This window comes from Bradyrhizobium sp. SZCCHNRI1009 (assembly GCF_032487575.1).
In the GTDB taxonomy this organism is placed as follows: domain Bacteria; phylum Pseudomonadota; class Alphaproteobacteria; order Rhizobiales; family Xanthobacteraceae; genus Bradyrhizobium.
Map to the genome: position 1 here is coordinate 114,803 of NZ_JAUEUL010000008.1, position 13,601 is coordinate 128,403.

Annotated in this window: 11 protein-coding genes; all 11 read left to right on the top strand. The window is 65.2% G+C overall.

Features of this window, described 5'->3' with window-relative positions; genetic code table 11:
- Position 1 precedes the first annotated feature (1 nt).
- The 11 genes from QX010_RS16310 to QX010_RS16360 all read left to right on the top strand — a co-directional run bounded on the left by QX010_RS16310 (position 2) and on the right by QX010_RS16360 (position 13,596).
- Positions 2–985, top strand: a complete 984-nt coding sequence (locus tag QX010_RS16310; protein ID WP_316180551.1) for an alpha/beta hydrolase — start codon at positions 2–4, stop codon at positions 983–985.
- The gene (locus QX010_RS16315) at positions 982–2,715 is read left to right on the top strand and encodes a cyclic peptide export ABC transporter (RefSeq protein ID WP_316180553.1); all 1,734 of its coding nucleotides are present in this window, start codon (positions 982–984) and stop codon (positions 2,713–2,715) included. Before QX010_RS16310 ends, QX010_RS16315 begins: the two co-directional genes overlap by 4 nt.
- Positions 2,716–2,848: 133 nt before the next feature.
- Positions 2,849–3,910, top strand: a complete 1,062-nt coding sequence (locus tag QX010_RS16320) for a GNAT family N-acetyltransferase (protein ID WP_410051417.1) — start codon at positions 2,849–2,851, stop codon at positions 3,908–3,910.
- Between the two features lie 18 nt (positions 3,911–3,928).
- A complete protein-coding gene (locus QX010_RS16325) occupies positions 3,929–5,260 on the top strand; it encodes a lysine N(6)-hydroxylase/L-ornithine N(5)-oxygenase family protein (protein ID WP_316180556.1) in 1,332 nt (443 codons plus the stop codon).
- A gap of 182 nt (positions 5,261–5,442) precedes the next feature.
- Positions 5,443–5,796: a hypothetical protein gene (locus QX010_RS16330; RefSeq protein ID WP_315803163.1), complete on the top strand. Its 354-nt coding sequence runs from the start codon at positions 5,443–5,445 to the stop codon at positions 5,794–5,796.
- 317 nt (positions 5,797–6,113) lie between these two features.
- Entirely contained in the window at positions 6,114–7,364 is a 1,251-nt protein-coding gene (locus tag QX010_RS16335) for an ABC transporter substrate-binding protein (protein WP_316180558.1), read from the top strand.
- A gap of 120 nt (positions 7,365–7,484) precedes the next feature.
- Positions 7,485–8,309, top strand: coding sequence for an AraC family transcriptional regulator (locus tag QX010_RS16340; RefSeq protein WP_316180560.1), 825 nt, complete (start codon positions 7,485–7,487; stop codon positions 8,307–8,309).
- Between the two features lie 199 nt (positions 8,310–8,508).
- Positions 8,509–9,519 (top strand): branched-chain amino acid ABC transporter permease, encoded by a 1,011-nt coding sequence (locus QX010_RS16345; RefSeq protein WP_315802949.1) that lies wholly within the window; start codon positions 8,509–8,511, stop codon positions 9,517–9,519.
- Position 9,520: 1 nt separating this feature from the next.
- On the top strand, positions 9,521–10,609 hold the full coding sequence (locus tag QX010_RS16350) for a branched-chain amino acid ABC transporter permease (RefSeq protein WP_409997935.1): 1,089 nt from the start codon (positions 9,521–9,523) through the stop codon (positions 10,607–10,609).
- A complete protein-coding gene (locus QX010_RS16355; RefSeq protein ID WP_315717437.1) occupies positions 10,602–11,384 on the top strand; it encodes an ABC transporter ATP-binding protein in 783 nt (260 codons plus the stop codon). Before QX010_RS16350 ends, QX010_RS16355 begins: the two co-directional genes overlap by 8 nt.
- On the top strand, positions 11,377–13,596 hold the full coding sequence (locus QX010_RS16360) for an ABC transporter permease (RefSeq protein ID WP_316180561.1): 2,220 nt from the start codon (positions 11,377–11,379) through the stop codon (positions 13,594–13,596). Before QX010_RS16355 ends, QX010_RS16360 begins: the two co-directional genes overlap by 8 nt.
- Positions 13,597–13,601: the final 5 nt, after the last annotated feature.

Here is a 13,601-nt window from a genome sequence, read left to right on the forward strand (position 1 = left end):
CATGAGCCTTCACCCTGATATCGCCGCGTTGCTCGAGATGATCCAGCTCGGAACCGAAACCGGCGCGCGCATCCCGTTTCCGCAACTCACGCCGGCGCAGGCGCGCGCCGATTTCGACGCCTCCTCGCCGCTGCTGGATGTCGATCCACCGCCGCTCGCGTTCGAGAGGCAGCTTGCGCTGCCGATGCGCGACGGGACGGAGATTGCAGGGCGGCTCTATGCAGCGCGGCCGTTGGATGTCGCCGATCCGATGCCCGTGCTGCTCTACATGCATGGCGGCGGCTTCGTCGTCGGCAGCCTCGACTCGCACCAGCCGCTGTGCCGCGGCCTCGCGGATGACAGCGGCGCGGCGGTGCTGTCGATCGACTATCGGCTGGCGCCGGAGCATCGGTTTCCGACGGCGTTCGAGGATTGCGTCGATGCGCTCACCTGGATCGGGCGCGAGGGGCCGGCGCTTGGCTTCGACCCGCGGCGAGTCGCGATCGGCGGCGACAGCGCGGGCGGAACGCTGGCCGCGGCGCTGGCAATCGCCGCGCGTGACGACCGGGCCTTGCCGCAGCCGATCCTTCAGGTCCTCGCTTATCCCGGGCTCAGCCCGCAGCAGATCTCGGACTCCTACGAGAACTACGGCTCGGGCTATCTGCTCGAGCGCGAGACCGTCGACTGGTTCTTCGACCACTATCTGCCCGAAGGCACTGATCGCCACGACTGGCGATTTGCGCCGCTGGCGGCCTCCGACCTCACGCGCGTCGCGCCCGCGCTGATCGTGCTGCCCGAGTTCGATCCGCTGGTCGACGAGGGGCAGGCCTATGCCGCACGCTTGCGCGAGGCCGGCGTCGCTGTGGACTTGAAGGTCTATCCCGGCATGGTCCACGAGTTCCTGCGCATGGGCAACGTCGTGCCCGACGCCCTCCAGGCCCGCGCCGACATCGGCGACAAGCTCGCCGCTGTCTTCGCCACACGAATGGGAGCCGGCGGCCGATGATGACGCCATCCAATCCGGCAATTGCCAACGTCGGAAGCCTGCTGCGGCCGTATTGGCTGCTGCTGGCGGCAGCCATCCTGCTCGGCCTGCTCGGCGGCGCCAGCGTTGCGGGTCTGCTCGCCGTGGTGAACCGCGGCCTTTACGCAGGCGCAGGCGACGTCGGCGGCCTGATTGCCTCGTTCGCGGGTCTCTGCATCCTGATCGTGATTGGGTCGGTTGGCTCTGACATCAGCGCCAATATCGTCGGGCAGCGGATCGTGGCCTCGTTGCGCAAGTCGCTGGCCGCCAAGATCCTGATGGCGCCGATCGACCAGCTCGAAGCCTATCGGTCGCACCGCCTCATCCCGGTCCTGACCAAGGACGTCGATGCCATCAGCGATTTCGCCTTCTTCTTTCCCGCCTTCCTGGTGTCCGGCGTCATCGTCGCCGGCTGCCTGATCTACCTCGCGGTGCTGTCGTGGCCGTTGTTCCTGGTCACGGCAATCTTGATCGCGCTCGGGTCGTTCGTCCATTACCTCGCCCGCAAGCGCGGAATGACGGGCTTCAATCTCGCGCGCCAATACGAAGACGATCTGCAGAAGCACTACCGCGCGATCTCCGACGGTGCCAAGGAGCTCCGTCTTCATCGCCAGCGCCGGCGCCATGTCCATGTCGATCTGATCGGACGGACGGTCGACCGGATCGGCGACGTGCAGATCAAGGCGATCAATCTGCTGGTGACGGCGCGTGCGCTCGGGACGGTTCTGCTGTTTCTGGTGATCGGGACCGCGCTGGTGCTGCGTCCACTGCTGTGGCCCGACAGCCCGGCCTCGGTGTCCAGCGGCTTCGTGCTGGTGCTGCTGTTCATGCGCGGACCGATCGACCAGTTGATCGGCATGCTGCCGTCGCTCGGCCGCGCCCAGGTTGCGATGCGCCGGATCGCCGAGTTGTCGGAGCGTTTCACCGCCGCAGAGGCTGAACTGCTCGATGATCCCCAGGATCGGACCGCTGAGCAGATCGAATCCATCGAGCTGCGCGGCGTCTCCTACGCATTCCCTGCGTCGTCATCCGAACGCCCTTTTGTCATCGGACCGATCGACCTTCGCATTCGCCGCGGCGAGATCGTCTTCATCGTCGGTGAGAACGGCAGCGGCAAGACGACGCTGATCAAGCTGCTGCTTGGACTCTATGTGCCGGACCGCGGCGTGCTGCTGCGCGACGGCAATCCCGTCGTCAGCGAGACCCGCGATGACTATCGGCAGCTCTTCACCACGATATTCTCGGACTATTTCCTGTTCGACACCCTGGCGCAGCAGAGCAACCAGCCGCCTGACCTCGCACATCGCTATCTCGATCGACTCGAGCTCGCTCACAAGGTCTCGATCGATGGCGGCGCGTTCTCCACCACCGACCTGTCGACGGGCCAGCGCAAGCGGCTCGCCCTGATCGATGCCTGGATCGAGGGACGGCCGGTGCTGGTGTTCGACGAATGGGCGGCCGATCAGGATCCAGCGTTCCGCCAAATCTTCTACACCGAGCTGCTCGCCGACCTCAAACGTCTCGGCAAGACGATCATTGTGATCTCGCACGACGATCGCTACTTCCACTGCGCCGATCGGATCGTGCGTCTGCGCGACGGTCGGATTGACGCCAGCGACGCCGCGGAACGCCGCGAGCCGGCACAAAGGCAGCGCACGCTTACGACTGTTCTGCATGAACCCGCTGCATCGCTTGGAGCATCGAAGCCGTGAGCCGCATCTTTGTAGTTAATCTAAAAACAGCGCTACGGACTTTGTTGTCTTCGTCGTGCCGGCCGATCTACATCCTGAGCGGGAGTGGACAGAGATGGCGCCCGTGCAGATCAATGAGAGGGAGGGAGTTCGCATGAGCGCGACCGCGAGCGTTACGGGCAGTATCCGGACATTCCCTGTCGCAACCGACGCGACAATGTCGGTCGTTCGCGACGATGACGGGCTTCGGGTGATCGCGGACGGCGCGCCACTGCTGGCGCTTCGGCCGGATGGCGAACTGACGCGTCTGATCGTGCACGACGGGGTCGATGATTGGCGCCGGCTGTCGCGCGGAGCCGCGGCAATGGCCGAAGCGGTCTTTGCCTGGACGCCGTCGCTGCAGAGGCTCGACCTTGCACTCGACGACAACCCGGCAGCAGCATCGGCCCTTGCGAACGATGGCCTCGCGGTGGTGACCGACGGCAGGCTGGCGCTGTATCCGGACATGGTGATGCAGTTTCGCGAGAACTGGCTGACGGACGCCGCGCGCCCGGCGTTTCCACAGTCCTACGCGATGACCGACGGCAGGCGCCATCCGCGGCGGCCGCCCAAGCCGGTCGGCACCGTCTACGCCCGTTTCATTCCCTGGCTGTCCGACGTCGTCAGCTTTCGCGTCATCGACATCGCTCACGATCTCCCGTTGGTCCACCGCTGGCTCAACGATCCGCGGGTGGACTCGTTCTGGAACGAAGCGGGGGACATCGACAAGCACCGGCAATATCTGTCACGGATCATGTCGGACCCGCACATGGTGCCGCTGATCGGCTGCTTCGGGGATCGGCCGTTCGGCTATTTCGAGCTCTACTGGGCGAAGGAAAATCGTATCGCGCCGTTCTATGATGCGGCGGACTATGATCGTGGATGGCACGTGATCGTCGGCGAGGACGGCTTCCGGGGCCGCCGCTTCATCACGGCCTGGCTTCCCTCACTCATGCACTACATGTTCCTCGACGACTGTCGCACCGAACGTGTCGTCGGCGAGCCGGCGGCGGCACATTCCCAGCAGCTTCGCAACCTGGATCTGGCGGGGTTTGCCCGGATCAAGAATTTCGATTTCCCCCACAAGCGGGCAACCCTCGTCATGTTGCTGCGAGAACGCTTCTTCGGCGATCGGCTGTGGCAGCCGGCGGCCAAGGAAGCACCCACAGAAGCCTAGCGCGGACGGAGCATCACCATGTCGTATCATCCTGCCCCTGACTATGATGTCGTCGGCGTCGGCTTCGGGCCATCGAACCTCGCATTGGCGATCGCGCTCGACGATTGCTTCAGACAGCAGCGTCTGAAATGCCGGTCCTTGTTCCTGGAAAAGCAGCGGGACTTCAAATGGCATGGCGGAATGCTGCTGCCCGGCAGCAACATGCAGATCTCCTTCCTCAAGGACCTGGTATCGCTGCGCGATCCGACCAGTCCGTTCACCTTCGTCAACTACCTGCATAAATCCGGCCGGCTGCTCGACTTCACCAACTGCAAGACGTTCTATCCGAGCCGGATCGAGTTCAACGACTATCTCCGATGGGTCGCAGGCCAGTTCAGCACCACGGTTGCCTACGGAGAAACGGTCGAGTCTGTCGAGCCCGTGCATAGCGGTCAATCCGTCACCGCGCTTCGTGTGCTCACGCGCATGGCTGACGGAAAGGAGCGATCACGCGTGACGCGTCACCTCGTGGCGGCCGTCGGCGGTGTGCCGCACATCCCTTCCATATTTCAACCGATCGCGGGGGATCCGCGGGTCGTGCACACCAGCGGCTATCTGAGTTCCTCGCTTGCGGCAGGATCGGATGGCCGGTCGCCGCGGGTGGCAGTCATCGGCGGTGGGCAAAGTGCGGCTGAGGTCACGCTCGATCTGAGCGAGCGGCTTCCGGACGCCCAGATTGATCTGGTCTTCCGTGGGCACGCGCTCAAGCCGGCGGACAGCAGCCCGTTCGTGAACGAGATCTTCAATCCGGACTACACCGATTATTTTCATTCGCGGTCCGATCGGCAGCGCGAGACGATCGTCCGCAGCTTCCGCAATACCAATTATGCGGTGGTCGACCCCGATCTGCTCGATCAGCTCTACCGGATGACGTACCAGCAGCGGGTTGCCGGCGCTCGGAAACTGGCTCTCCATCCGCGCAGCGAGATCGTCGCAGCCTATGCCTCCCCTGAGGGGATGGCGCTCGAGATCGTCAACAAGGACGAAGAGGTTCGCCGCCGGGCCGCGTACGATGCTGTCGTGCTCGCCACCGGCTACGAGCGATCTCCGATCCCGGCGTGTCTTGGTCCGATCAGCCGCTACATCGAATCGGCGTCGCTCGACCGCGACTATCGTCTGCAGACGAGCCCGGCGTTTCGTCCGCAGGTCTACGTGCAGGGCTGCGCCGAAACCTCGCACGGCCTCAGCGACACACTCTTGTCGGTGCTGCCGATGCGGGCACAGGAGATCACACAGTCGCTGGTGTCGGCAACAGCGAGAGAACAGGACGCGGCGCCGTCTCACGACCAGGCTGAGCGCGTGTATTCGTGATGGACGGCCGAATGCAAGCCGCGAGGAGCGCGCCGCGCGCGGCGTCATGAAATGAGACGAAACGATCGGGCCTTCCCTGGCGTGTCTCGGTCGAATTGTCATCGGAGGGCGCCGTGCCTGCAATTGCTGGATTGCCGACATCTCGGGTCGGCCGGCGGGCGCGGTGGAGTGCAGGAATGGAAATGGGTGAGCCGCATCTGCCTGAGCGGGCCGTAACCTTGCTGGTGTCGAGTGAATACGCGCGGCTCGTGGGGCGGACCATGTCGGAACGGCTCGACTACATCGTCGACATCGCCTCGCTGCATACGCGCGACGAGTTGGTGCGGCGGCTGGACCTCGGCCGCGTGGTCGTGCGGCAGGTCGAGAAATGGCTCGCGTTCCATGGGCGCCGTTTGCGGCGTCCGAATGAAAGCATCGATATCGTCATGTGCGGATTGGAGTTTCGGAAGCGGCGTGTCCGGCGCTCCCGGGTGGCGGTACGAACGCGACGATTGAACGGCAGGACGCTCCCCAGGGAGCCAGGCCGAGGCGGCTGAACGGCTCGGGCTCTGCCTGAGCGGCGAGCCCACCGGAGACTCCCATCGAGGCACTGACGGGACCGCGATGCACACGGAATGCACCGCGGGCGTTATCGCGTCGCATCATGGAAAATGAGACTCGTCGTCAAGGTCGAGGCGGGGCGGGTTGCGCGGGGGCTCGGCTCATCCGCTAGCCTCCGCGGTCGATGGGGGCTCACCGTCGCTCGTCAGAGATGACGCGAGGCGACGGGAAGGGCCACTGCCAACATGGCCAAGAAAACAGTGGCCGGCACACGCTCGTGTGCCCCAGCAATGGGCGACAAGGGAGGAGTTCGATGCACATGCGAAGTGTAGGTATCGCCGTGTTCACGGCGCTTTTGCTGTCCAGCACAGCGTTCGCGCAGGAGAAGATCAAGGTCGGCGTCACCGCGACGCTGGAGGGCACCTATACCGTGCTCGGCGAGGACGGAATGCGCGGACATGTCACCGCGCTGAACGTGTTGGGTAAGAAGGTCGGCGACAAGGAGCTGGAATTCGTCGTCGCGTCGACCGACGCCACGCCGGACTCGGCCGTCCGTGCCGTGCGCAAGCTGATCGAGCAGGACAAGGTGCAGATCCTGCTGTCGCCGCTGTCGGGCGACGAGGGCATCGCCGTCAAGAACTTCGCCAAGACGCACCCCGAGCTGACCTTCGTCAACGCCGCGTCCGGTGCGCAGGAGACCACCTATGTCGATCCTGCGCCGAACTTCTTCCGCTTCAACATGGATGGTGCCCAATGGCAGGTCGGCCTCGGCAAATACGCCTATGAGACCAAGGGCTACCGCAAGATCGCGACCGTCGGCGAGGACTATTCCTTCATCTACACCCAGGTGTTCGGCCTGGCGCTGGAGTTCTGCGGCCTGGGCGGCAAGATCACCAGCCGGCAATGGGTCCCGCTCGGCACCAAGGATTTCGCGTCGGTGATCGCGGCGCTGCCCGATGATGTCGATGCGATCTATCTCGGTCTCGGCGGCGCCGATGCCGTCAACTTCCTCAACCAGTATCAACAGGCGGGCGGCAAGGCGCATTTGATGGGCGGCTCGATCATGATCGACCAGACCATCCTGTCGTCCAAGGGCAATGCCAAGAACGCCCTGATCGGAACGATCGCGGCATCCGGCCAGGCCGATACCTGGGAGGATCCGCGCTGGCAGAAGTTTGTGAAGGCCTATCAGGACTCGTTCCCGCCGGAGAAGCGCTTCCCGAGCCCGTCGCTGCTGGCGACCAACTACTATGGCTCCACCATGGCGTTGATCCTGGCGCTGCGCGAGGTCAATGGCGATCTGTCGAACAACCAGGCCAAGTTGAAGGAGGCCTTGGCGAAGATCGAGATCGACGCGCCCAACGGCAAGATCAAGCTCGACGCCAACCGCCAGGCCATCGGCACCAACTTCGTGACCGAAGTGGTCGACGACGGCAAGGGCGCGCTGTTCAGCAAGGTCGTGAAGGTGATCCCCGACGTCAACCAGACGCTGGGATATGATGCTGCCACCTTCGCCAAGATCGGCCTGCCGAGCCGAACCGTGCCTGAATGTAAGAAGTATTGACCTTTTCTGCCGGGAGCGACGCGGCTCGAGCGGGCTCGGGCCGCGTCGTCGCGTCCCTTGCTTTCTGCCAAGCAATGATCGACCTTGACGAATAATAAGAACCATTTCGGTGAGGAAGTGATGAGTAGGGCGCTCGCCGTCTTTCATGCTCGCTTCGGCCGTGCGACGGTTTATCAGCTCAATCGGCCGTTCAATGTGCATGCCCATCGCGAGGGACATCTGATCTTTCACGTCGGCGGGACGCCGGCCGATATCGATGTCTCCGACCAGCACTATCAGATCGGTGAGGACTGGATCGTCGCGGTCAATCCGTGGGAACCGCACAATTTCCTGCCGAACGACATCGACAACGGCGCCATCTTTTTTGTGCTCTACGTCAATGCGGAGTGGTTCGCGCCCTCGGCTGCGCGCGAGCAGGGCCTGCGGTTTGGCCGTACCTGCTTCCGGCGGACTGCCGCGCTCGATCGCTGTATTCGCCGCACCGCAGCGTTGGTATGTGGCGCGCCATCGCTCGGCTGTCTCGATGGCGAGCTGAGGCAGCTCATCGACAGTTGCTACGAGGAAAGCTGGCGCGTCTCGGAGCAGATGCCCGAACGGCCATGCGCGGAAGTGACGGACTTTCGTGTTCGCAAGTGCATCAAGCTGATGTCGGACAGTCCGTGCGCCGAGATCGAGCTCGATCACATCGCCCGCGAATCAGGACTGTCACGGCCTCATTTCTATCGGCTGTTCCGCAGCCAGACCGGTGTGACGCCCAATCTCTATCTGAATACGCTGCTGATGGAGCGAGCGCTCGATGCCGTCGTGGCAACGGAAGCGCCGATCGCCGATATCGGCTTCGATCTCGGATTCACCTCGCAGAGCGGCTTCACGCGGTTCTTCGCCGGCAATGTCGGCATGGCGCCGACAGACTATCGCCGCGCTGCAAAAGTTCTGCGCGCCTGACCTGCTGCTGCGCGTTGCGCGAAAAGAGACTGTCGATCAAGTGCGCACTCTCGTCTGCCGCTACACTCTGGGCAACGTGATCCGCAAAAGGATCCGACGAGGGAGGACGAGCGATGGCCGGCAGACCCGGCGATCTTCGGCTGAATGCGCCTTTCCGCTGTGACGACGGATCCGTCCCTCGTATCCTGAGGGAGGGGTGATGAGCCGCTTCATCGAGCGTCACCCGATCTGGTCCCTCATCATTCTCCTCGCCTTGGCGCTGCTGGCGTGGCTGATCTTCGCCGTGTGGCCGCCGGGGCTCGAGGAGGCGATCGGCCGCAAGAAGGTGTTCCTGAGTGCGGTTTTCAACGGCATCACGCTGGGTGGACTGTATTTCCTTGTCGCGAGCGGATTCACGTTGATCTTCGGCCTGATGCGCAACGTCAATCTTGCGCACGGCTCGCTCTATCTGCTTGGCGGCTATGTGGGCTACGGCGTGTCCGCCGCGACGGGGTCGTGGATCCTCGCCTTCGTCGCCGCCTTCATCGTCGTCGCGGCCATCGGTGTTCTCCTGCAACTGCTTGTCTTCCGCCGCATGGAGGGGCAGGACCTGCGCCAGACCATGGTGACGATCGGCCTCTCGATTGTGTTCGCCGATCTGATGCTGTGGGCGTTCGGCGGCGACTTCTATCAGATCCAGACGCCGGCCTGGCTGATCGGGCCGGTGCAGCTGCCGCTGATGACGGCGATGAAATCGTCGGGCGAGGCTGTGTTCCTGCAATATCCGCTGGTGCGGCTGGTGATCTTCTGCGGCTCGGTCGTGATCGGCATTGCGATGTGGCTCGCGCTCAACCGCACCCGCGTCGGCATGATCGTGCGGGCCGGCGTGGATGATCGCGAGATACTGGCGGCAACCGGCGTGCAGATCCAGCTCGTCTTCGTGTTGGTGTTCGCACTGGGCGCGGGGCTGGCCGGCATTGCCGGCGTGGTCGGCGGAACCTTCCAGTCCATCTCACCCGGCGAGGACACGCGCTTTCTGCTGGCCTCGCTGGTCGTCGTCATCGTCGGCGGCATGGGATCGATCCCGGGAGCCGCGCTCGGCGCGCTGATCATTGGGCTCGCCGAGCAGCTCGGCTCGGTCTACATCCCAACCTATGCGATCGTCGTGACCTTCCTGATCATGGTGCTGGTGCTCGCGCTGCGGCCCCAGGGCCTGCTGGCGAGGCGATGAGATGTCGCTGATCCAGGAGGCACGCGCGCGGGAGAGCATGCTGGCAGGCGGCGCCGCACGGCAGCCGGTCGCATGGTCGGCCACCGAGCAGCCCTGGGCCTGGGCGGTCGCCGCGCTGCTGCTGATCATGCCGCTGATCGCCAACGGCTTCTTCCTGATCGAGATCTTCGGCACGACCCTGATCCTCGGCACCATCGCGCTGAGCCTGATGTTCCTCGCCGGCTATGGCGGCATGGTCAGTCTGATGCAGCTGACGATCGCGGGCTTTGCCGGCTACATGGTTGCCGTGTTCGGCGTCAGCGGCAACGCCAATATCAGCCTCGGCTGGCCGTGGTGGTTGGCGACGCCGGTGGCGCTGGTGCTCGCGGTGCTGTTCGGCACGCTGGGTGGTGCGCTGGCGGTGCGCACCGAGGGCATCTACACCATCATGATCACGCTCGCGATCGGCGCGGCGTTCTATTATTTCACCAACCAGAACTGGGCGATCTTCAACGGCCACACCGGCATCAACACGATCGCCACGCCGCATGTTCTCGGCGTCGATTGGCGCACGGATATCGCGTTCTATTACCTGACGCTTGCGGTGGCCGCGCTGTGCTATTTCGCGGTGCTCTATCTGTCGCGCGCGCCGTTCGGCCTGGCGCTGCAGGGCGTGCGCGACAATCCCAGGCGCATGGCCGCGCTCGGCTTCAACGTCAATGCGCATCGCATCGCCGCCTATGCGTTCGCGGCCCTGATCGCCGGCATGGGGGGCGTGCTGCAGGTCTGGAACTATCGGCAGATCTCGCCCGGATCGGTCGCGGTCGAGCGCTGCATCGACATTCTCATCGTTGCCGTCGTCGGCGGAATCACCCGGCCGGTCGGGCCGTATATCGGCGCGTTCATCTTCGTCATCCTGCGCACCTTCGCGCTCGACTTCCTGGTCAAGGTCGGGCTCGACGGCAACCGGTTCCGGCTGCTGATCGGGCTCGGCTTCCTCGCCATCGTGTTCTGGTCCTCCGACGGCGTCATCGGTCTCTATGAGCGGTGGCGCAAACGCGGCCAGCGCACGGAGGAGCGGCCCCGTCCGGGAGGTCACGGCCATGGATAGGGTCGCGGACCGGCTCTCAGCGCTCGGCTCGACCGCAGCCCTCGAATTGCGCGGCGTGACGCGGATGTTCGGTGCGCTCGCCGCGCTGACCGACATCACGATCACGGTGCGGCCTGGCGAGCGGCGCGCGGTGCTCGGCTCGAACGGCGCCGGCAAGACCACCTTGTTCAACTGCGTGACCGGCGACTTCCTGCCGACGTCAGGCACGATCCGCTTCTTCGGCGAGGACATCACCGCCTTTCCGCCCTACGAGCGGATCCGCCGCGGGCTGCGCCGCACCTACCAGATCTCGGCACTGTTCCTCGGTCTGTCGGTTCGCGACAATGTCTATCTGGCATGCCGTGGCGTCTCGCGCGCGCGCTTCTCGATGCTGCGTCCCAGCGCCAATGACGCCCTGATGCAGGCGGCCGAGCGCCTGATCGAGGCCGTGCATCTGACGTCCGTGCGCGATCAACTGGTTTCGGAGCTCGCCCATGGCCAGCAGCGGCAGCTCGAGATCGCGCTGGCGCTGGCCGGTGCGCCCCGATTCATCCTGTTCGACGAGCCGGCGGCGGGTCTGTCGCCGACCGAACGGCGCGAGCTGGTCGAGATCCTGACGTCGCTGCCGCCGCACATCGGTTACATCATCATCGAGCACGACATGGACGTGGCGCTGCGCGTCGTCGAGAGCGTGACGATGATGCACAACGGCCGCATCTTCAAGGAGGGCGCACCGCAGGAGATCGAATCCGATCCGGAGGTGCAGGAGCTCTATCTCGGAGGAGGCCATGAATGATATCCGCCGCTCCGCGCCTGCGCTCGAGGTCCGCGGCCTCGACGTCTACTACGGCCATTCGCATGCGCTGCAGGGCGTCGACCTCCGGCTCGACAGCGGAGTGTTCTCGCTGGTCGGCCGCAACGGCATGGGCAAGACGACGCTGTGCAAGGCCATCATGGGCCTGCTGCGGCCGTCCGGAGGGACGGTGCGGCTGCGGGGAGAGGATATCACGGGCCTCAATCCCGCGCGCATCGCGCGGCTCGGCGTAGGCTACGTGCCGCAGGGGCGGCGTCTGTGGCGCTCGCTCAGCGTCGACGAGCATCTGCGGCTCGCGGCCGGCCAGCGCCGCGGCGCCTGGACTGTCGAGCGCGTCTACGAGACGTTTCCGCGGCTCGCCGAGCGCCGCAACAATGGCGGCGGGCAGTTGTCCGGCGGCGAGCAGCAGATGCTGGCGATTTCGCGCGCGCTGCTGACCAATCCGCAGCTGCTGATCATGGATGAGCCGACGGAGGGCTTGGCGCCGGTGATCGTCGCCCAGGTCGAGGAGATGCTGATCCGGCTCGGCCAGGACGGCGACATGGCGGTGCTCGTGATCGAGCAGAACATCGGCGTTGCAACCGCAATCTCGGCCCGCGTCGCGATCATGGTCAATGGCCGCATCAACCGCATCATCGACTCGGCCCGGCTCGCCGCCGACCGCGAGCTGCAGCAGCGCCTGCTCGGCGTCGGCCAGCATGCCGGCGACGAGACGGATCTCGGCACGGGGCAGGACGGCGACGCGCCCGCCGCACGTGCGGCGGTGCCAACGACGCCGAAAGCTGCGCCCGTCAAGGTTTACGTCTCCAATCCCGTGCTGCCGACGCGCTGGTCGCAGCCGGTGCCGATCGCGCAGATCGAGGCCAAGGCGCGCACGCTCTCCACCAGCGTCAGCCGGCTTGACGAGGCCGCGCGCCAGGGCCGTGAGCGCGCCGTGCCGATCGCGTCAGGTCCGCCCGCGGTGATCGTCGCCGGCACGCTCGACACCAAGGGTGACGAACTGCGCTTCATTCGCGATCTCGTCGCGAGCCACGGGCTGCGCACCCGGCTGGTCGACGTCTCCACCAGCGGACGCCATACGAGCTGCGACGTCTCGGCCCAGGAGATCGCGCTCAATCATCCGCGCGGCGGCTCCGCCGTGTTCGGCACCGATCGCGGTGCATCCGTCACCGCGATGGCCGACGCGTTCGCGCGCTGGCTGCGCCGGCAGGACAATGTCGCAGGTATCATCTCGGCGGGCGGCTCCGGTGGAACGTCGCTGGTCGCACCTGGCATGCGCGAGCTCCCCGTCGGCGTGCCCAAGCTGATCATCTCCTCGGTCGCCTCGGGAGACGTCGGCGCCTATGTCGGGCCGGCCGACATCGCGATGATGTACTCGGTCACCGACGTCCAAGGACTCAATTCGATTTCGCTGATGGTGCTGAGCAATGGCGCGCATGCGCTTGCCGGCATGGTGATGGCGCGCGAGCAACGGTCCGCTGTCGCTGATCGCACCCGACCGCAACGTCCCGCGATCGGTATCACCATGTTCGGCGTGACCACGCCGGCGGTGCAGAAGCTCACCGCCGAGCTGCGCGACGACTACGAGTGCCTCGTCTTCCACGCCACCGGCGTCGGCGGCCGCTCGATGGAGAAGCTGGTCGATTCCGGCATGCTCGCCGGCGTCATCGATCTCACCACGACTGAGGTCTGCGACCTGCTGATGGGCGGCGTGTTTCCGGCGACCGAGGATCGCTTCGGCGCGGTCATCCGCACCCGCGTGCCCTATGTCGGCTCGGTCGGCGCGCTCGACATGGTGAATTTCGGCGCGCCCGAGACCATTCCGGAGCGCTATCGCGGCCGCAAGTTTCACGTCCACAACCCGCAGGTCACGCTGATGCGGACGATGGCGGCGGAGAACGCGCAGATGGGGCGCTGGATCGGCGAGCGGCTCAACCGCATGGACGGGCCGGTCAGGTTCTTCCTGCCCGAGAAGGGCGTGTCGGCCCTCGATGCACAGGGACAGCCGTTCTTCGATCGCGAGGCGGACGAGGCGCTGTTTCGCAGCCTCGAACAGACGGTGCGGCAGACGTCGAGCCGGCGCCTGATCCGCGTGCCGCATCACATCATCGACAATGAGTTCGCAGCAGCGATCGTCGGTGCCGTAAGGCCGTTGCTCGGGCGGCTGCCGGCGCGGCGCAGACAGGCGAGGTGATGGTG